The organism is Patescibacteria group bacterium, from assembly GCA_018897195.1.
GTDB lineage: Bacteria > Patescibacteriota > Patescibacteriia > Patescibacteriales > UBA12075 > JAHILH01.
This window is the reverse complement of record JAHILH010000001.1, coordinates 345123-364386: the sequence shown is the minus strand read 5'-3', so window position 1 is coordinate 364386 and position 19264 is coordinate 345123. Positions and strand designations below refer to the sequence as shown.

At 38.2% G+C, this 19264-nt stretch carries 21 protein-coding genes; 19 read left to right on the top strand and 2 right to left on the bottom strand.

The window, feature by feature from the left end; genetic code table 11:
* Positions 1-36: 36 nt before the first annotated feature.
* Complete coding sequence (locus KKD45_01740) at positions 37-1056, bottom strand: phosphoribosylaminoimidazolesuccinocarboxamide synthase (protein ID MBU4309226.1); 1020 nt, start codon at positions 1054-1056, stop codon at positions 37-39.
* Positions 1057-1370: 314 nt separating this feature from the next.
* On the opposite strand from KKD45_01740, the gene KKD45_01735 reads away from it, so the two are divergent.
* The 11 genes from KKD45_01735 (at position 1371) to KKD45_01685 (ending at position 9951) form a co-directional block, all read left to right on the top strand.
* A complete protein-coding gene (locus KKD45_01735) occupies positions 1371-2009 on the top strand; it encodes a hypothetical protein (GenBank protein ID MBU4309225.1) in 639 nt (212 codons plus the stop codon).
* A gap of 438 nt (positions 2010-2447) precedes the next feature.
* A complete protein-coding gene (locus tag KKD45_01730) occupies positions 2448-3482 on the top strand; it encodes a virulence RhuM family protein (protein ID MBU4309224.1) in 1035 nt (344 codons plus the stop codon).
* Positions 3483-3940: 458 nt separating this feature from the next.
* Entirely contained in the window at positions 3941-4906 is a 966-nt protein-coding gene (locus KKD45_01725) for a DNA adenine methylase (GenBank protein MBU4309223.1), read from the top strand.
* 9 nt (positions 4907-4915) lie between these two features.
* On the top strand, positions 4916-6637 hold the full coding sequence (locus KKD45_01720) for a DUF262 domain-containing HNH endonuclease family protein (protein MBU4309222.1): 1722 nt from the start codon (positions 4916-4918) through the stop codon (positions 6635-6637).
* A 37-nt stretch (positions 6638-6674) separates the two neighbouring features.
* Entirely contained in the window at positions 6675-7295 is a 621-nt protein-coding gene (locus tag KKD45_01715) for a hypothetical protein (GenBank protein ID MBU4309221.1), read from the top strand.
* Between the two features lie 25 nt (positions 7296-7320).
* Entirely contained in the window at positions 7321-8052 is a 732-nt protein-coding gene (locus KKD45_01710; protein MBU4309220.1) for a methyltransferase domain-containing protein, read from the top strand.
* 72 nt (positions 8053-8124) lie between these two features.
* Positions 8125-8340, top strand: a complete 216-nt coding sequence (locus KKD45_01705) for an alkylphosphonate utilization protein (protein ID MBU4309219.1) — start codon at positions 8125-8127, stop codon at positions 8338-8340.
* Positions 8341-8352: 12 nt separating this feature from the next.
* Positions 8353-8682: an ASCH domain-containing protein gene (locus KKD45_01700; GenBank protein ID MBU4309218.1), complete on the top strand. Its 330-nt coding sequence runs from the start codon at positions 8353-8355 to the stop codon at positions 8680-8682.
* 32 nt (positions 8683-8714) lie between these two features.
* On the top strand, positions 8715-9113 hold the full coding sequence (locus tag KKD45_01695) for a tryptophan-rich sensory protein (protein ID MBU4309217.1): 399 nt from the start codon (positions 8715-8717) through the stop codon (positions 9111-9113).
* Positions 9114-9127: 14 nt separating this feature from the next.
* Positions 9128-9355 carry a VF530 family protein gene (locus tag KKD45_01690; protein MBU4309216.1) on the top strand — a complete coding sequence of 76 codons (228 nt, stop codon included), beginning with the start codon at positions 9128-9130 and terminating at the stop codon, positions 9353-9355.
* Positions 9356-9363: 8 nt separating this feature from the next.
* Entirely contained in the window at positions 9364-9951 is a 588-nt protein-coding gene (locus KKD45_01685; GenBank protein ID MBU4309215.1) for an HD domain-containing protein, read from the top strand.
* Position 9952: 1 nt separating this feature from the next.
* Here the strand turns inward: KKD45_01685 and KKD45_01680 are convergent, their stop codons facing one another.
* Positions 9953-12082 carry a PBP1A family penicillin-binding protein gene (locus tag KKD45_01680; protein MBU4309214.1) on the bottom strand — a complete coding sequence of 710 codons (2130 nt, stop codon included), beginning with the start codon at positions 12080-12082 and terminating at the stop codon, positions 9953-9955.
* A 138-nt stretch (positions 12083-12220) separates the two neighbouring features.
* Here KKD45_01680 and KKD45_01675 point away from each other — a divergent pair, with 138 nt between their 5' ends.
* The 8 genes from KKD45_01675 to acs all read left to right on the top strand — a co-directional run bounded on the left by KKD45_01675 (position 12221) and on the right by acs (position 19258).
* Positions 12221-12919 carry a hypothetical protein gene (locus KKD45_01675; protein MBU4309213.1) on the top strand — a complete coding sequence of 233 codons (699 nt, stop codon included), beginning with the start codon at positions 12221-12223 and terminating at the stop codon, positions 12917-12919.
* A gap of 95 nt (positions 12920-13014) precedes the next feature.
* Positions 13015-13257 carry an SHOCT domain-containing protein gene (locus tag KKD45_01670; GenBank protein ID MBU4309212.1) on the top strand — a complete coding sequence of 81 codons (243 nt, stop codon included), beginning with the start codon at positions 13015-13017 and terminating at the stop codon, positions 13255-13257.
* 35 nt (positions 13258-13292) lie between these two features.
* On the top strand, positions 13293-13499 hold the full coding sequence (locus KKD45_01665) for a DUF378 domain-containing protein (protein ID MBU4309211.1): 207 nt from the start codon (positions 13293-13295) through the stop codon (positions 13497-13499).
* Between the two features lie 101 nt (positions 13500-13600).
* Positions 13601-14299, top strand: coding sequence for a hypothetical protein (locus KKD45_01660; GenBank protein MBU4309210.1), 699 nt, complete (start codon positions 13601-13603; stop codon positions 14297-14299).
* Between the two features lie 5 nt (positions 14300-14304).
* The gene (locus tag KKD45_01655) at positions 14305-15054 is read left to right on the top strand and encodes an SGNH/GDSL hydrolase family protein (protein MBU4309209.1); all 750 of its coding nucleotides are present in this window, start codon (positions 14305-14307) and stop codon (positions 15052-15054) included.
* Positions 15035-16219, top strand: coding sequence for an acyltransferase family protein (locus tag KKD45_01650; protein ID MBU4309208.1), 1185 nt, complete (start codon positions 15035-15037; stop codon positions 16217-16219). The genes KKD45_01655 and KKD45_01650 overlap by 20 nt, the downstream gene beginning before the upstream one ends.
* 68 nt (positions 16220-16287) lie before the next feature.
* On the top strand, positions 16288-17274 hold the full coding sequence (locus tag KKD45_01645; GenBank protein ID MBU4309207.1) for a carbohydrate kinase family protein: 987 nt from the start codon (positions 16288-16290) through the stop codon (positions 17272-17274).
* 22 nt (positions 17275-17296) lie between these two features.
* Complete coding sequence (gene acs, locus KKD45_01640; protein MBU4309206.1) at positions 17297-19258, top strand: acetate--CoA ligase; 1962 nt, start codon at positions 17297-17299, stop codon at positions 19256-19258.
* Positions 19259-19264 lie beyond the last annotated feature (6 nt).

Genomic DNA, 19264 nt, shown 5'->3' with positions numbered 1-19264 from the left:
AGGTAGCGCCTTGTTGTTTGTTTTGACAGTATGGACTTAGCCCATAATACCCATGTTTTCCCGCCAGAATTGTCCCAGCGGTTTTCCAACCAAACGTTTAAAGATTTGCTGATAACGTTCGGATGTTTCCTTCAAAAGACCGATCGGCGGAATCCAGTCGTGATTATCCTTGACTCCGGCGGCCGCGCCAGCATCGCGAACAAGCTGCTTGTCCAGGCTTGGAGGAGTTTTTCCTTCCGCCATGGCAATCAACCATTGTTCTTCAGGCCAGTAACGGCTGGAGTCTGGTGTTAGGACTTCGTCGATCAGGATGATGTTGCCGTTTTTATCGACGCCCAGTTCAAATTTGGTGTCAGCGATAATGATGCCAGCATCTTTGGCTAAATCACGAGCCCTAATATAGAGATCTTTCGATTTGTCACGAACGAAGATTGCCGCGCCTTCGCCGATTATCTCGATGGCCTTATCAAAAGAGATGTTCTCGTCATGTTCTCCGTAATCCGCTTTAGTGGAGGGTGTGAATTCAACATCAGGAAGCCTACTTCCATCGACCAATCCTGTTGGCAATTCAATCCCGCAGATCATGCCGGATTTTTTGTAGTCTTTCAATCCGGAGCCAGTCAGGAATCCACGCACGATGGCCTCAACTTTCAAGACTTCAGTCTTTTTGACCACAAGCATGTGCTTCATGATGTAAAAACGCTCTTTGTCACTCAGGGAGCTTACCAGCTTTGCGGGCAGATAGGCGCCGACGTTGGCACCGTAGTCAACCAGGTGGTGGGGAATATCATGAAAAACATTGGTGAGCCAGTAAACAGTCATCGCCGTCAGCACCGCCCCCTTCATGTGAATGCGCGCATTCAGGACGATGTCGAAAATACTGATCCGGTCAGTTGCTAGGATGTAAAGCAAATCTGGAAAGTCGGGATTGATAAAAGTCTCCCTGGTCTTACCTGTGTTCACATGAACCAATCCGCAGGCCTCAAATCGACGAATGATATCATCGTAAGAGGCAGCCCCTTCGTATTTCACTTTTTTTCCTTTTTCCTCTGCCATGTTGTCCCTCTCCTTTGTGTTGGTTGGTCGGTTGTTTTTGATGTAAAGAACAATAAAAAAAGACATAATTTATCGTCTGAATTATGGGTTAATATTACAATAAATATTGAAAAAGTCAAGGATTGGTGCGGGGTATGGCGCGAATATATATATTTTTAGTAAAATAAATAATGCTAAAACTAGCCTTAAGTGCGCATACTGGACAAAACAGTGAAAATGTGCTATAGTTATATATTGTTCTTTTTTTATTTAAAATATTACGAGTAATTAATATCGGGCTGGATTTTTTTAATCAATCAATCGAGGAGGAAGAAATGAAACATGAAACACTTACGGAGATGGGCAGGCGCTATCCCAAAGTTGGGCCAAGGCTGGAAATCAAATTCAAACCACAGGGAATTAACGCCCTGCGTGCGTTGTGGGAATTTAGCAGCGCCGGTTTGGTCGAGTTTGTACAAAAGATTCTTGTCCTGGCAATTTTGGAATCCAACGACTGGGGTGGCGATCAGAACCGCAGCGTTTTGGTCCGTCTTCCCTTGGGTTACATCTTGACTAGTCCAATTTTTTTGGAGCAAGGCGCTGAAGGTATCGAATCGATTCGTCTGGCCACTCCGCATCCTCTAAACGTGCTCATGACGGGACGAAAAAAAGTCCAGGAAGAGCACGCCAACCGGATTATCCAAGAGTGCATCGGCAATCTGAATGATGCCGACGAGTTGCCGAATTATGATCTGCGCATCACTGGCGAACTCGAAGTGGTCAATGGATTGCCGCAACTCACATTCAATCTGAGGAGTGCTGACGCCATTGAAGCAATCATCATTCTTGATGGGTGGAGCGGGCAAACAATCGTCGACGGCATCGCCGCTGAAAGGGCATACCGCAATCCGAAGGAGTTCTACGCTCTCGTGAGAAATCTGGCGCTCGATTATCTCGAGAAAGTAACCGCCTAGACGCAAGTCCGGGCAACACGAGGCTGTTATCTGTTTTAGTATAAAACAATAACAGCCTTATTTTTTTTTGGTTGATATTTTTAATAAATTTTTTGGGGTGGTGTTTTTGGTTGGATTTTAAAAAAAACAAAAAAAATAAGCCTAATTTTTTTAAATTTATATATAAAACTGGTTAAAAGTTTATTAATTTTTTGATTAATTTTTTTATTGAAATAAATTGACTTCGGGGTGGGGTTGGGGGTATAATATATTTATAATATGTTACTCAAGTAAAAAATTACGTATGCCAAAAATAAAAGATCTGCCCCGGCACGAAATGCCGCGGGAAAAATTAATTGAAAGAGGGGCGATTAGTTTGAAAGATAAGGAGCTGTTGGTGATAATTTTATAGACTGGGATTGTGGGCAAATTGACCAATTGAATCTAACTAAATAATATATGGAAAACAACAAGCCAAATAGCGAAATTATTATCTATCAGGGCGACGGCGATGAGCCAAAGATTGAGGTGCGCTTAACAGGAGAAACAGTATGGTTAAGCCAGCAACAACTGGCTGAACTCTACCAATCATCACGTACTAATATCGTTGAGCATATCAAGCACATCTACGAAGATGGCGAGCTTGACGAATTGGCAACCTGTCGGAATTTCCGACAGGTTCGCGTCGAAGGTAAACGGGAGGTAGAGCGTGAATTGCCGTTCTATAATCTCGACATGATTATTTCGCTTGGATATCGAGTAAAATCAAGCATCGCAACAAAGTTTCGTATTTGGGCAACTGCGCGCCTCAAAGAATACATTATCAAAGGCTTTACTATTGATTCAGATCGATTGAAGAATCTTGGGGGAGGAAATTACTGGAAAGAATTACTTGATGAGATCCGAGATATCCGTAGCAGTGAAAAGGTGCTGCATCGTCAGGTGCTTGATTTGTATGCAACTGCCATTGATTATGATCCCCAAGCAAGCGAGTCCTTAAAATTTTTTAAGATTGTGCAAAACAAACTTCATTTTGCAGCTCATGGACACACGGCGGCAGAAGTAATTTATTTACGGGTAGATTCGGATAAAGAATTTGCAGGACTTACCAATTTTAAAGGCAAGCAACCAACTCAAGCCGAAGCGATTGTTGCCAAAAATTTTCTTGAATTAAACGAACTTAAAGTTTTGAACAATCTTGTTTCGGCATACTTTGATTTGGCAGAAATTAATGCCATAGAACAAAAGCCCATGAAGATGGCTGATTATATTCGTGAGTTGGATAATATTTTAAAATCAACGGGAAGGAAAATTTTGAATGACTCTGGAAAGATAAGTCACGAGAAAGCTACGGAAAAAGCTAATCTGGAATATCGCAAATACAAAGCAAAGAATTTGAGCGAGGTTGAAAAATCTTACTTGGAAGCAATTAAAATCGTGGGGAAGAAGATAGAAAAGAAAGCCAAAGAAAAATCTTCTAGATCTAAAAAATGATATAAATAATAACCAACTAAATATTATTGCAAGGCAGACAGAGCTGCATACTGCGATTGATGAGATTGTTGGCGAAATTGAGAGGGGCTAAAACTAAAAAGCTGTTATCCGTTTTAATATAAAACAATAACAGCCTTATTTTTTTTGGTGTGTATTTTTAATAAATTTTTTGGGGGTGGGGGTTTTGGTTGGATTTTAAAAAAAAACAAAAAAAATAAGCCTAATTTTCTTAAATTTATATATAAAATTGGTTAAAATTTTATTAACTTTTTGATTAATTTTTTTATGGAAATAAATTGACTTTGGGGTGGGATTTTTTAGTAATTTTGACGCGGTTTAATGATTAAACTATTTTAATGGGATTTATATTGGCTGTGGATATATGGACTTTGCAAGCGGGGTGTATAAGTGGTATTATATAGTTATAATAATACTAGGTAATTTATATGACCAAACAAATGATACAAGCTACCGCGGTGGCTCTTAATGTTCATCCGATTCATGTTAGGCTTTTTTTGGCAACCTTTGAGACTGCGCCGCCCAAAGATGAGGATGTGGTTATTTCTTATAAAAAATTTGTTGCAGATAATCCTAAGCCATTTGTAAAATGGGTGGGAGGAAAAAGACAATTAGTTCAACAATTTAAAGATTTAAATCTTTACCCACCCTATAAGTTCAATCCAAAGACGGCAACTTATTTTGAACCCTTTGTTGGCGGTGGTGCAATGTTTTTTGATTTGCTTCCAAAAAGAGCAGTACTATCAGACATGAACCTTGAATTGGTGACAACTTACAATGTTATCAAGAATGACGTTTCGGCTTTAATTAAAAAATTAAAAGAACATCAGAAAAAAAATACTAAAGATTATTTTCTTAAAGTCCGCGCACTAAAGGTAGAGAAACTTTCTGACGTAAACAGGGCTGCTCGTTTCATATATCTTAATCGAACCTGTTTTAATGGAATGTATCGAGTAAACAGTAGCGGTGGTTTTAATGTGCCTTATGGTGATAACAAAAATCCTTTAATTTGTGATGAAGTAAATCTTTTAAAAGCACGTGACGCCATGAAGGAAACAATAATTTTACACCAAGATTATAAGTATGTCTTAGACAAGGCAAAAAAGGGAGATTTTATATATTTCGACCCGCCATATTATCCAGTTAACAAGACTTCTAGTTTTACGAGTTATACCAAGGAAGGATTTTTGGAACAACAACAAGAAGAGCTTCGAGATACTTTTTTAAAACTACATAAACGTGGTTGTTATGTGATGCTGTCTAATTCTGACACTAAGTTTATAAATGATCTTTATTTTGAATTAGATAGGAAAATAAAAATAAAAAAAGTTTTTGCCGGGCGGGCGATTAATTCAAATGGTGCTAATCGGGGGAAGATTAAGGAGGTTGTTGTTGTTAATTATTAAATATTTTGTATGAAAAATAAGTTTGTAGATACAAAGGATTACACCTACGCAACGCTTTGTTCAAGGTATGAAAAATTTTCAATGCCTCATAATCAAAGACCATATGCATGGAAAACTACACAAGTTAATGAGCTTTGGGAGTCTATTGTTGAAAATGAGGAGGGTTATTTTATCGGCAATCTTGTTTGTCTTAGTCCGTCAGAGGATTCAGAAGATAGTCTTATTATAGTTGATGGGCAGCAGAGGTTGACAACGGTGTCATTGTTTTTAATTGCTTTTAAAAATATATTGCATGAAGTTAAAGAAACAAAAACGAGCAAAGAGCTTGCTAATTTAGTAGACTCTTATTTGTTTTGGAGAAATCCAAGAACACAAGAACTAACTCCACGTCTTATACCGGGAAAAGAAAATTTAATGGAAATTTTCAATTCATTATTGAATATGGACAAGGATGAAAAAAAACTAGATGATAACCAGTTGAGGTATTATTCAAATCTTAAATATATAATTACAATTATAAAAAAGGAAATAAAAAATAAAAAAGAAGAGGAGATTGATTTTTTAATACGAAAAATATTATCCGTGCAATTTATAGCAATTGTCGTTGATTCAGAAAATGATATATACGATTTATTTGAGGGCTTAAACTCCACCGGTCTAGGTTTGTCGGTGGCCGACTTATTGAAGAACGCTGTGTTAAAATCAGCTCCTTCAAAAATGTTGCGAAACAATATTGAATCAAATTGGACACAGATTGAAAATTTATTTGAGGATACAAAAATTTCAATTTTCCCAAAATTTTTGAGGCATTACTGGATTTCAAAAAAGGGCTATATTAATTCGTCGAGATTATTTAAAACAATAAAAAAAGAAAAAATTGAAAGAAAAACCGGAAGTGAGGTAGACGCATTTACAAAAGAGTTATTATTTAATGCCCAGGTTTACATCGGTCTTAAATTTGAGGAATATGAAAATAATTTGACATTATTAAAGCGAGATGAAAAGATTAAAAAGTTATTAAGAGTGTTTAGATATCTTGGCGGACTAGATCAGGTATATGAAGTATTGCTTTCATTTTATAATAAAAAGCAGGTAGACACTGCCTATAAACCTTCTGAATTTAGGGAGGATGTTCAACGATTGTTGTATTTTGCTATTTTGGCAAAGTTTGTTAGTATTAACCCTTCGGATTATGAAGTCATTTTTGCCTCTATCTGTGAGTCCTCCGTTGAGTATTCTGATTTAAGGTATAAAAAAGAAGTTGGGGGAAAATTTAAAAAATTATTTAAATACGTTAATAAAAAAGAAGAATTTTCTAAAAACTTTTCTAAAAATTTAGAGTATGGATCTGGATCTAAATTGATAGAGTTTTTAATTACCGAATTGATGATAAATTATTGCAGGGATGATAGGGGGATAGCTATTTTAGATCCAAATATTGAACATATTTTACCGCAAAATCCACAAAAATGGGGATTGTCCAAAGAAAGTATTAGTGGGTATGTTAATAAAATAGGAAACTTAACAATACTTCACAATAATGACAACAATGATGCTGGGAATGAGCCATTGAGCAAAAAAATAAGTGACGTATACGCAAAATCTAAATTTAAGTTCAATAGAGATTTGAAGAAATATGAGAAAGACTTTTTAAAAGATCCAGAGGCAGCCATTATTAAAAGAGGTGTGGATTTGGGAGGGCAAATATTTGATTTTTTAAAAGTATTGTAATTTATTGAGTGAGTTTAAAATAGTAAAGATATAATATATGAAAAACAACGGCATAAATTTGCTTGACAATCTTGATGTTATTAAATGGTGTTATGAAGGCATTACGGATATTTCTTTGAAAAATACTGAAAGTGAAAAAAAATTAAAAGAGTCAAAAGAGTTGGAAAAAAAATGGGGTAATAAAATCATGAACACTTCTGACGGCAAACAATGGACTACTGTTCTTTGTCAAAATTTGGTCATGGAGGGGCTCAATAAAATCGGTAGAAAAAATGTTAGAACAACTACATCAAGAAAAAGCACTCTTAGGAATAAAAAATATGATCCAGATTTGGAGTGTGACGATTATGTTTATGAGGTAAAGGGACGAAGTTGGTGTACGCCGGGCACGGCTGGTGAAAAAATACTAGGAGTTCCATTAAAGTATGGAGAATTGCCACGTTTATATAAAAAACCTCTTCAAATTATTTTGGTAGGCTATCAAGAATATGAAGCGCGAGAAAAGTTTGCTTTTGGCGATCTGTTGGACAAAAATAATCAAACACAAGAATTGCAAGATAGTTTAGCTTTTTACAAGGAGCATAAAATAGAATATGTTGCCTTTACTGATATTCTTAAGAAAATTGGACTGACCGACGGGTGCTGGAATAATAAATAGATTTTTAATATCTATGAAAGAATTAATGCTTCATCCTGCTGAATTCGATATGGAATGTACTACCGTTTGGTCATTCCCGCGTCGTGGCAACTGGGCTACTCACAAATCAGATTGGCGTGGAAATTGGGCACCGGAAGTGGTGCGCAATTTAATTTTGCGTTACTCAAAAGAAAGCGATCATTTACTTGATTGTATGATCGGCGGTGGAACAACGGCGATTGAGGCGAAAATTTTAAATCGCCATATTACTTGTGTTGATGTCAACGAAGAGGCATTGGAGCGAACAAAAAAATCTTTAGAATTTGATGTCGATAATAAGGCTAAACAGAGAATAATAAAATGTGATGCTCGAAATATGGATTTTATTAAGGATGAGGAAATTGATTTTGTTCTTACACATCCGCCTTATGTCGATATTATAAAATATAGTGAAGGAAAAATAAAAGAAGATTTGTCTGGCATTCATGACATTGATGCCTTTGTAGACGAAATAGAAAAAGTAGCCAAAGAATTATATCGTGTTTTGAGAAAGGGGAAATATTGCGCTGTTTTAATGGGTGACACAAGAAGAAATAAAATGTATCAGCCTTTAGCTTTTAAAGTTATGGAGCGATTTTTGAAACAAGGGTTTGTATTAAAGGAGGATATTATAAAAAAACAACATAATTGCAAGGCGACAGGTTTTTGGGTTAATAAATCGAAAGAAAGTAATTTCTTATTAATAATGCATGAGCACCTGTTTGTGTTTCAGAAATAAAATAATAAATAATTGTTATTGAAATATAACTTATCTTGATGATGAATATATTAATATAAGAATGAAAAAAATATGGAAGAAATTGTAAAAGACAGTAATGGAAACGTTTTAAATGATGGTGATTCCGTGCAACTTATAAAAGATTTAAACGTTAAAGGCTCATCGATGGATATGAAGCGAGGGGCAGTGGTGAAAAGCATTCGCTTGACGTCGAAGAGCGATGAGGTGGAGTGTAAGATTGGGAAAAGCACCATTGTGTTGAAGACCTGTTTTTTGAAAAAGCGATAAGATATAAATGTTATGAAAACCATAAGCACCAACATCCAAGAACCATACACCTCCTTCGTCGTCGACGGTCAAAAAACTGTCGAGGGGCGTTTGAATCGCGGCAAGTTTGCGGCGTTGGAAGTTGGGGATGTGATGGAGATGAACGATGAGCGGACGCCTTTTGTGGTGGTGGCGAAGAATGTCTATCCGACATTTCGAGAGATGCTGGAGACGGAGGGGATTGCTAATGTTTTGCCGGATCAATATGACTTGGATCGGGGCGTGGATGTTTATCGTAAGTTTTATAGCGAGGAAGAAGAAAAAGAATTTGGGGTGGTGGCTTTGCGGATTAAGAAAATTTAAAAATGTAGAAATTTATAATTAAATTTAAATTTATGCAAAACTATACCTGGTATCAGCAGTTAATCAAACCAACTTGGTCGCCACCGTCGTGGTTGTTTGGACCGGTTTGGAGTGCACTTTATCTTATTATTGTTTTTTCTTTTGGAACGGTTTTTTATCGCGCTTTCAATGGGAAATTGTCTTGGTATATCGCTTTACCCTTTGTGCTTAATCTTATTTTTAATTTCGCTTTTACACCGATTCAATTTGGTCTCAAGAATAATGTCTTGGCGGCGGTGGATATTTTGCTTGTGCTGGGCACTTTGATTTGGGCTTTGATAGTTATTTATCCGGAGTTGAAATGGGTAGCGCTCGTCAATATTCCATATCTACTCTGGGTGCTGTTTGCGACGGGATTACAATTAACAATTACTTATTTAAATTGGAAATAAAAAATATGGACACAATACCGACAAAACAACCGAATAATCCTCTTCACGGCGTTACTCTCAAGGCTATTCTTGAGGCTTTGGTTGAGAAGTATGGTTGGTGGGAGTTGAATAAACTGATACCGATAAATTGTTTTTATAGCAACCCAAGCATTAAATCGAGTCTGACTTTTTTGCGTAAAACGCCCTGGGCGCGGAAGAAGGTGGAGGATTTGTATTTACAGACTTTTCATAAAAATAAATAAATATCTCTATGAAATTCACACCCAAAATTCAAAAAGCAATTAAATTTTCGATCAAGACGCATGAGGTTTATCAGAAGCAGAAGCGAAAAGGTAAAGACATTGCTTATATCACGCACCCGCTGACCGTTGGCTTGATTTTGGCAACGGCTGGGGCGAGTGAGGATGTAATTATTGCAGGGATTTTACATGATACGATTGAGGATAGTATTGTGGCGAAGAAGGTGAGTGAGGATTTACTGGCGGAGCGTTTTGGTGCGGAAGTCGCAACGATGGTGGCCAGTGTCAGTGAGATGAATAAAGGTTTGTCCTGGAAACAGCGCAAGCAGGAGGCAGTGGTGCATATTGCCCAGCTTTCCAATGAGGCCTTGATGGTGAAGTCAGCTAACTTGCTAGCAAATATTAATGAGATGTTTGACGAGTATGCTCGTGATGGGGACAAAGTTTTTCAAAATTTTAACGCGCCGGTTCCGAAAAAAATGAATATCTTGAGTAATCACTGCGAGGTGATTACATCTTTGTTAAAACGTTGGAAGGATAATCCTCTGCGTGAGGATTTGTTGTTTGCGCGTCGGGAATTGCGGAAGTTGCGGAAATAAATTAATCCTGTGAAGGTAGAATCGCTTTTTCGGGAATTATATTTGCCACCACCTTATCAGGCTTAGGTGTTTTAGGGACAATGCGTGCATTGTCTTTTTTGATTGGGGCATTGAAGGAGGCGAAGAGTTCTTTTTTGGTGCTACTGGCGTAGTTAGTTGGGAGTTTGCCGGTGTAGGGATTGATCACAACTTCGACGATTCCTTTGGGTTTGGTGAATTTGGCAATTGGCTGATTAGCCAGGGCCTTGATCATGAAATCGTGCCAGATGGGAGCAGCCACAACCGAGCCGTCGGCCTTGTCTTTCATGGGGGAGTTGTCGTTATTGCCAACCCAGACGCCCGTCGCAAGGGTGGGGGTGAAACCAACTGTCCAGGCATCGCGAAAGTCTTGGGTGGTGCCGGTTTTGACAGCGACAGGGCGATTGGGCAATTGCAGATTAAGACCGCGACCAAAAATAAACTGGCGGGCTTTGGTGTCGGAAAGAATATCGGTGATAAGGTAGGCGGCTTGAGGATCAATGGCCTGCGTGCCAGTCGCTATCTGGCGTTGATAAGCGATCTCCTTGTCTTTGCTGATTATGCGCATGATGGGATTGATCCCTTGTTTGATACCGCCATTGCCAAATGAAGCCAAGCCAGCGGTGTGTTCAAGGAGGGTGACCTCGGCGCCACCGAGGGCAAGTGAGGGTCCGAAGCGCTTACGGTCTTTGAGAGTTGTAAGGCCGAGTTTTTCGGCTGTGTCTATTACTTTATTAATACCAACAGAGACCAAAGCCTTGACTGCGGGCACGTTTAAAGAGCCGGCCAGGGCATTGCGGACTGGGATGGGTCCGTAGTGCTTATTGTTATAATTTTGCGGTATATAGGAAACTCCGTAGTTGGAGGAGGCAAAATTGGTACGTGTATCCATGATAATACTGGCCGGACTAAGACCGTTGGTCATGCCGGTGACATAGACATAGGGCTTGAATGAGGAACCTGGTTGTTGCAGACTGGTGACGACATTAACCTCGCCGTCCTTGGATTTGAAATAGTCACGCGAACCAACCATGGCGATGATTTCGCCGTTGCGAGGATCAAGGGAAACTAGAGCCGCATTACCGGCACTAAACTTGGCTTCATTTTTATTACCCCAATCGGCGACAATTTTTTCGGCTTCTTTTTGTAATTTTAAATCTAGACTGGTGTAGATGGTTAGACCACCGGTGCGTAATTTTTCTTCGCCATAAGTTTTTTTAAGATAATCGAGGACATAAAAAACAAAATGAGGGGCTTTGATTTCAGTGGGAATGCGTTTGAATTTTATGTCTCCCGATTGGAGGGCCGAAGCGAGCTGTTCGTCAGTGATGTAGTTGTTTTCTCGCATGGTTTGAAGTACGAGACGAGCGCGTTTATGTAATAGCTCGGCATTTTGTCCAAAGGGGGAATAATCGCTAGGCGCCTTGGGCAGGGCGGCAATGTAGGCTGATTCGAGCAGATTTAAATCTGGCACTTTTTTGCCAAAATATATTTCGGCGGCTGCCACAACCCCATAAGCATTAGAGCCATAAGGAATATTATTTAAATACATTTCCAAGATTTCGTCTTTGCTATAAAGTTTTTCAATCTTGATCGCATACATTATTTCTTTTATTTTCCTGGTGTAAGTCACTTCATTATTTAAAAGCAAAGTGCGGGCTAATTGTTGGGTAATAGTGCTGGCCCCTTGGCGGATTTCCCCATAGCGAAGATTAATAATCGCCGCCCGGGCAATCGCAATAGGTTCGAATCCGTAATGCTTGTAAAAATTTTTATCTTCAATAACCACCGACGCATCTTTTAGATATTGGGGTATTTCATTGAAGGGAATACGGGTTCGTTTCATGTCACCATGATATTCATAGAGAAACTCACCATTACGATCAAGGATATAGGAAGAGGCAGATGCCGCTTGCATTTTGTCTGGAGTGGGATTAGGTAAAAGAGAGAGTTCGTGCAGGAAAAGGGCTGGGACGATAATTATTAAACTAAAAAGGAAAATTAAAGTGAATTTGAGAAAAAAAACGAGGAGATATTTCAAAAGCGAAATAATTTTTTTGGAAAAATTATTTTTTTGAAGTATGAAGTATAATTCACGGAGTACTATAATCATATTTTTAGTATAGCATATTTTTATATATTAAAATTATAATATAGTTACATTAAATTTTTATTAATTTTTTAATAAATTTTTAATTTATTTCATATATGATAATTAGGAGATTAATAAATATAACAAATTGATAAATTTATGAAAAAAAATACAATCATTATCTTGCTAATCGCTGCAATCGCTATCTTTTTTGGTTTTTTATTGTATGAGACGGAATTTGCGGATGAAGCAGTACCTCAAGCTTGCACCATGGAGGCAAAAATTTGTCCGGATGGGTCGGCTGTTGGGCGCTCAGGACCAAGTTGTGAATTTGCGGTTTGTCCAATGAGTAATGAAGAGGAGGTAGGAACGTTCTCTGAGCTTGATGCACGGGCTATTGCTGAGCAGACCTGTATAAAGGCGGGAGAAACGCTGGCGCCGGGGTATTATAATGAGAATTCAAAAACTTGGTGGTTTGATGCGACTCTTAATAATCCAAAAGAAGGTTGCCATCCGGCTTGCGTAGTTAGCGAGGAAACGAAAATAGCGGAAATTAATTGGCGCTGCACTGGTTTGATCAGTCAAAAAGAACCAGTAGAAGAATTGCAAAAGATATTTGTGGCCAAATATCCAAAATATGCTCAAACAATACAAGTGATTGTTGATCAAGAAGTGGACAATCATGTGCGTGGTAGTGTTATTTTTGAAAGCGGAGCGCCGGGGGGATTATTTTTAGCACTAAAGGTTGATGGTGTGTGGCAGATAGTTTTTGAGGGCAATGGGGCTGTGGACTGTAATATAATGCGTACTGAATATGGTTTCTCTGATGACATACTAATGCCAAATATTTGTAATTAAGCTTTATGAGGCGATAAAATCTATTTAATGTAGATTTAATAGTATTAAGATATTATATAAGTAAAGTTAATTATTAATTAACTAAATTTAAATATATGATGAGTTATAGCTATTATCAACCGTTTGGATTTTTTGGTCCGATCTTTATGATTATTTTTTGGATAATTATTATTATGGCCGTTGTTTCTCTTGTGAGATGGGGAACTGGACATTCTGGGCGTGGCCATGGTTGTCATGGCGGGGGAAATAAAGCCTTGGATATTCTAAAAGAACGGTTTGCCAAGGGGGAGATTGATGAAAAGGAGTTTGAGGAGAAAAAGAAAGTTTTGATTGAGTAATACTAATTTATATATTTTATTATTAAATTAAAACTATGAAAAATCTTCACACTCTTTCATTCGCCTTGGTAATTATCGGAGGTCTTAACTGGCTGCTTGTCGGCCTATTTGGTTGGGATATTGGTTCCATATTTGGCGGACAAGGGGCGGTAATTTCTAGATTGGTGTATGTCGTGGTTGGCTTGGCGGCTATCAATGAAATGATTATTCACAAAGAGATCTGCAAACTTTGCACAAGGTAAACGTAATATGGTTTTTGAAAATGGCGCTTTTGTAAAAGAGTGCTTTTTTCTTTCTTTATTTTATGATAATATAAATACATAATAACTAATTTATAAAATCTATGAAGCGAAATAATGTTATAATTGTGTTGGCGGTATTCGTTGTCGTAATAGGAGGCCTTTTAATTTACAGGATGAAAGTAATTAGTAATACTCCTCGTCAGGCTTGTGCTTTTGAGACCAAGGCTTGTTTGGATGGATCAGTAGTGGGGCGGACAGGTCTGAATTGTGAATTTGCGGCTTGTCCGCCGGTGAATGAAAACGCTACGCCAAAACTCTCCGAGGAAGAAGCGTTGGATATTGGTAAACGAGAATGTGTTAAAGACGGGGAGTATTTGCAATCTGGGTATTACAATGCAGCTTCGAAGACTTGGTGGTTCGACGTTGCATTAATTATGTCCAAAGAGGGTTGTACTCCGGGTTGTGTGGTAAAAGAGGATAAAAAAACAGCGGAAATTAATTGGCGCTGTACTGGTGCAATTACACCACAACAATCATCCAGTGAATTGCGAAAATTATTTGTAGACAAATATCCAAAATCTGCTAATGAAGTTCAAGTGAATATTGAGCAGGGAGTGGGAGAACCTGCACGTGGAAGTGTGATTTCTAAGGTGGGTATGCCAGGGTGGGTTTTGTTAGCTATTAAAAATAATAATGAGTGGCAGGTAGTTTTTGATGGAGACGGCGATATTGATTGTGAAAAATTGCATATAGATTATGGTTTTTCTGACACAATACTAACGCCTGAAATTTGTAATTAAAGTGTATGAATAAAAAATATTCAAAAATAGCTTTAATTATTCCTGTTGTAATCATTGCCTATCTTTATTTGGCTCATGCCTATATTTATCGCCGAATCGGTACCGCGCATTTACGAGCAACTGACGATAGACATACTTATATTTTGGGAAATATGGCGACAAGTTCACAAAAAATAATTTATACTTCCCTGGGTGATAGTTTGACGGCTGGCGTGGGAACGGACAAATATGAGGAATCCTATCCATATTTATTGGCGCAGGATTTAACTGTTACGGGCAAAGTTATTGTTCATAAAAATTTTTCTTATCCCGGAGCACGGACGGCTGATTTAGTTCGAGACTTGCTCGAAGGTGCGATTGCGGAGCAACCAGATGTAGTAACCATACTAATTGGCACCAATGATGTGCATGGCTTGGTGAGCGTGGTTGATTTTCAAAAAAATTATGAACATATCTTAAAAGAGTTAACCACTAGGACCAAGGCGAAGGTTTATGTGATCAGCATTCCGTATATCGGTTCACGTTCCTTGATATTGCCACCGTATAGCAATTACTTCAATAGCAAGATAAATGAGTTTAATGAGGTTATTCACGCCTTGGCCAAGACTTATGACTTAAAATATATTGATCTGACTACTCCGACCAGGGAAATTCTAAAAGAAAATGGCGCGCACTATGCTGATGATTTATTTCATCCCTCTGCTATTGGTTATGCGTCATGGGCAAAAATAATTTATGACAATATCAATCAGTAACGCCGTTGGGGCGACCCATGTTTTTATTGGAATTTTTTTGGTAGCCTTAATTTTATCACTTCGTCGTCGTTCCGATAGCGAGGTTTTTTCCGTTTCACTGACGCATGAACTCAAGGGTTTGGCGATTTTGGCGATTATTTTTTCTCATATCGGTTATTTTTTGGTCAACGACCATCAGTTTTTGTTTCCCTTGTCGATTATGGCGGGAGTAGGGGTGAATCTTTTCTTGTTTTTATCCGGTTTTGGTTTGGTAGTTAGTTCATTGCAGAAGAAATATTCCATTTGGCAATTTTACCAGAAGCGTTTGTTAAAATTATTAATTCCGTTTTGGATTACTTTGGCTGTCTTCTTTGTGGCCAATTTTTTTATTTTTAAAATCGGATATACTGGGGGTTATATCATGCAGTCATTTCTCGGTTATTTTCCACGAGCTGATTTATCCCTAGATATTAATTCACCGCTTTGGTATTTTACCTTTATCTTATTTTATTATGTGATTTTTCCTGTTGTTTTTATCCGCAAGCATCCATGTGTTTCCGCACTGGTTGTATATGGAATTAGTTATTACATAATACAGCTCAATCCCGTGTTTTTGAAAGAGGTTATGCGCCTATATGAGGTGCATATCTTGGCTTTTCCCATTGGCATGTTTATTGGGGGGATGTTTTTTTCACCTAACAAGGTTCGAAATTATCTCGCTGATAAATTTAAATTACTCGCCACGCGTTTTCGGGAGACTAATTTGGCAGTTAAAATTCGTCACCATAAAGAAAATAAAAGCTGGCAGCATCGCCTACTAGACGCGGCCAAACAAACAGGAGAAGTGGGGTTAATTATCTCTCTATTGGCGTTAATTTTTTACACTGCCTATTATTCCGGAGTGGGAGAATTGCCAGATGTGGAGCAGGCAATCAGTCTGATCACTATGGCTGCGATTCTAGCTCTATTTTTACTTAAAAAGGTTGATATTAATCTGTTTCATATTTTTGGCTTTTATTCTTACGAAATATATCTCTTGCACTGGCCAATTTTATCACATTATGATTTATTTTTGAGATTTATGCCCGCCTGGCTGGCCGTGGTCTTGTATTTGGGGTTGTTTTTGGTCCTGGGCTTGTTGTTAAAAAAGATTTCCAGGGTGATATTTGCATTTTTATATCATTAATTTTTCATTTATTTAAAAAATATGCTATAATTATTTTAAAGTATATTTAATTTTTAAAATAAAAAAGTATGTTGTATAATTTTGTCACCATTGGTGGTGCGACGGAGGATTTTACATTTTTAACTAAGGAGGGGACTTTGATTGACAATCCAGATAATGTTTTGCACCCGCACTTATTGGCTTTTGACTATGGTCAAAAGATGAAAATCGATCATTCTAGTTCAACCTTTGGTGGTGGGGCTGCAAATGCGGCTGTTTGCATGGCGCGTCTAGGGCTTAATGTGACAGCTATTGTTTCGATCGGAATGGATTCTCGTGGTGATGGGATTATTAAGAATTTTCAAAAAAATAAAGTCGGTATTAACTTGGTTCAACGACATAAGGATATCGAGACTGGTTTCTCTTTTTTATTAGAAGGACAAGGCAATGAGCATATTGTTTTTTCTAATCGAGCAGCCAATTCGGCATTGGCAATTTCAGCGGGCCAATATCGGATGATAAGACAAATGGCGTGGATTTATATTTCTTCATTGTCGGGTAAATGGGAAAATGTTTTGGACTCTGTTTTTAAGTCAAAGGTTAAAATTGCCTGGAATCCTGGTCATATCCAGATCAATAGCGGTTACAAAGTCTTGAGTAAATATTTAGAAAAAACAGCTGTTTTGTGTTTAAATTTGGAAGAGGCAACTGAGTTAGTGTATTCTTCAGGTTTGTATAAAAAACAAAATAAGGCTTATTTTGACGATATACAGAACTTGTTAAAGGCAATTAAGAGCTGGGGCGTAGAGATTGTTTTGATTACCCGGGGAGGTGATGGTGCCGATGCTTATGATGGCGAAAATTTTTATCATCAAGGTATTATCAAGGAAGGCAAAAAAATTAATACAACTGGAGCTGGTGATGCTTTTGGTGCGAGCTTTGTGGCTGGATTGAAAATGTTTAAAGGTGATATTCAAAAGGCAATGTGGTTGGGCGCAAAGAACACCTCTTCAATCGTCTCACATCATGGCGCACAGACTGGTTTATTAACCAAGAAAGAAATTTTAAAAAAATAAGATACTAACTAATAAAAAAACTATGGCAAAGAAACAAGACAAAGAACTTACCGACGTCTTACAGGCGGAGGAAAAAAAGTATGTGCCTTCCAAGAAGGTTATCAGCACAGCCAATGTGCCTGATTATGAAAAAACATTAAAAGCGGCGGCGAAAGACACCGTGAAATTTTGGGAAGAGGCAGCTCATGACCTAGAATGGTTCAAGCCTTGGACCAAGGCTTTGGATAGCAGTAAGAAGCCGTTTTATAAATGGTTTGTGGACGGAAAAATTAACATTTCTTACAATGCGATTGATCGTCACATTGGTGTTGATATTAATGGCAAACTTTTAAAAGTGGCAAAAGGCTCAAAAGAAGAAATGATGCGCAAGAAGAATGCCATTTTATGGGAGGATGAAACCGGACGCACTCGTAAATATACTTATTTGCAATTATTTAACGAAGTTAGTAAATTGACAAACGCTTTGCGGAAAGAAGGTGTAAAAAAAGGTGATCGAGTCGCTATCTACATGCCGAATATTCCAGAAACAGCTTTTGCCATGTTGGCTTGCGCGCGCGTGGGTGCCATGCATAGCGTTGTTTATGCCGGTTTCTCAGCAATGGCTTTGGCTGATCGTATTCAAGATGCGAAGGCAAAATTAATCATTACCGCGGATGGTTCTTTCCGTCGTGGCTCTGTGGTTGATTTGAAAACAACAGTTGATGAGGCGGTGAAGACCTGCAAATCAATTAAAAAAGTAATCGTTGTTAAAAATAATAAAAAGAAAGTAGCTTTCAATAAGAAAATTGATGTTTGGTATGAGGACTTTGTTAAAGGCATGCCAATGGAGGCGAAATGTGCACAGATGGACTCTGAAGATCCGGCTTTTGTGCTTTACACTTCTGGCACCACTTCCAAGCCAAAAGGTATTGTTCACGCAGTTGGTGGTTACCAAGTGGGTGTTTTGCGCACAATTAAATGGGTGTTTGATTTGAAAGGCGATGAAATATATTGGTGTACCGCTGATCCGGGTTGGATTACTGGTCATAGTTATATCGTCTATGGTCCTTTGTTAGCTGGTATTACCACTTTGATGTATGAAGGTGTGCCAGATATTCCAAATCCAGATCGTTTGTGGACTATGGTGGAGAAGTATGGTGTAAATGTATTTTATACTGCGCCTACTTTGATTAGAGCTTTGATGCGCTATGGTACAAAGTGGACAAAGAAATATAAGATGCCAAGTTTACGTATTTTGGGTTCTGTTGGTGAGCCGATCAATCCGGAAGCGTGGAAATGGTATCATGAAAATATTGGCAAGAAACGCGTTCCAATTATGGATACTTGGTGGCAAACAGAGACTGGTATGCACATGATTACCCCTTTACCTTCAGCAACTTTGAAACCAGGTAGCGCTTGTAAGCCTTTCCCAGGTATTATCGCTGATGTGGTGGACAAGAAAGGTAAGCCAGTGCCAGTTGGTCATGGCGGTTTCTTGGTAATTCGTAACCAATGGCCAAGTATGATTCGAACAATATTCAACAATCCAGAAAGATATATCAAGACCTATTGGTCAGAAGTTAAAGGTGTTTATTTCGCCGGCGACGTGGCTTTCAAGGATAAAGATGGTTATTTCTATATTCAAGGTCGCACAGATGATGTCTTGAAGATTGCTGGTCATCGAATCGGTACCGCCGAAGTAGAAAGTGCCTTTGTGTCAGATCACAATGTGGCCGAAGCGGCGGTTATTGGTATTCCCGATGAATTGCGTGGTGAAATTATCAAAGCCTTTGTTATCTTAAAACAAGGTGTGACAGGATCAGATGACTTGAAATTGGAATTACGTAAGCACGTTCGTAAGAACATCGGACCGATTGCAGTTATCAAGGATATCGAATTTGTAGCAACTTTGCCAAAGACTCGAAGTGGTAAGATTATGAGACGAGTTTTGAAGGCAAAAGAACTTGGACAAGCCCTAGGGGATACGAGTTCGTTAGTGAATTAATATTTT

Coding starts and splice junctions, on each gene's coding strand:
- acs (MBU4309206.1), top strand. CDS start 17,297: ATGGCAAAGAAACAAGACAAAGAACTTACCGACGTCTTACAGGCGGAG.
- KKD45_01740 (MBU4309226.1), bottom strand. CDS start 1,056: ATGGCAGAGGAAAAAGGAAAAAAAGTGAAATACGAAGGGGCTGCCTCT.
- KKD45_01720 (MBU4309222.1), top strand. CDS start 4,916: ATGAAAAATAAGTTTGTAGATACAAAGGATTACACCTACGCAACGCTT.
- KKD45_01655 (MBU4309209.1), top strand. CDS start 14,305: ATGAATAAAAAATATTCAAAAATAGCTTTAATTATTCCTGTTGTAATC.
- KKD45_01685 (MBU4309215.1), top strand. CDS start 9,364: ATGAAATTCACACCCAAAATTCAAAAAGCAATTAAATTTTCGATCAAG.
- KKD45_01700 (MBU4309218.1), top strand. CDS start 8,353: ATGAAAACCATAAGCACCAACATCCAAGAACCATACACCTCCTTCGTC.
- KKD45_01730 (MBU4309224.1), top strand. CDS start 2,448: ATGGAAAACAACAAGCCAAATAGCGAAATTATTATCTATCAGGGCGAC.
- KKD45_01705 (MBU4309219.1), top strand. CDS start 8,125: ATGGAAGAAATTGTAAAAGACAGTAATGGAAACGTTTTAAATGATGGT.
- KKD45_01670 (MBU4309212.1), top strand. CDS start 13,015: ATGATGAGTTATAGCTATTATCAACCGTTTGGATTTTTTGGTCCGATC.
- KKD45_01675 (MBU4309213.1), top strand. CDS start 12,221: ATGAAAAAAAATACAATCATTATCTTGCTAATCGCTGCAATCGCTATC.
- KKD45_01735 (MBU4309225.1), top strand. CDS start 1,371: ATGAAACATGAAACACTTACGGAGATGGGCAGGCGCTATCCCAAAGTT.
- KKD45_01715 (MBU4309221.1), top strand. CDS start 6,675: ATGAAAAACAACGGCATAAATTTGCTTGACAATCTTGATGTTATTAAA.
- KKD45_01725 (MBU4309223.1), top strand. CDS start 3,941: ATGATACAAGCTACCGCGGTGGCTCTTAATGTTCATCCGATTCATGTT.
- KKD45_01665 (MBU4309211.1), top strand. CDS start 13,293: ATGAAAAATCTTCACACTCTTTCATTCGCCTTGGTAATTATCGGAGGT.
- KKD45_01650 (MBU4309208.1), top strand. CDS start 15,035: ATGACAATATCAATCAGTAACGCCGTTGGGGCGACCCATGTTTTTATT.
- KKD45_01695 (MBU4309217.1), top strand. CDS start 8,715: ATGCAAAACTATACCTGGTATCAGCAGTTAATCAAACCAACTTGGTCG.
- KKD45_01660 (MBU4309210.1), top strand. CDS start 13,601: ATGAAGCGAAATAATGTTATAATTGTGTTGGCGGTATTCGTTGTCGTA.
- KKD45_01710 (MBU4309220.1), top strand. CDS start 7,321: ATGCTTCATCCTGCTGAATTCGATATGGAATGTACTACCGTTTGGTCA.
- KKD45_01680 (MBU4309214.1), bottom strand. CDS start 12,082: ATGATTATAGTACTCCGTGAATTATACTTCATACTTCAAAAAAATAAT.
- KKD45_01645 (MBU4309207.1), top strand. CDS start 16,288: ATGTTGTATAATTTTGTCACCATTGGTGGTGCGACGGAGGATTTTACA.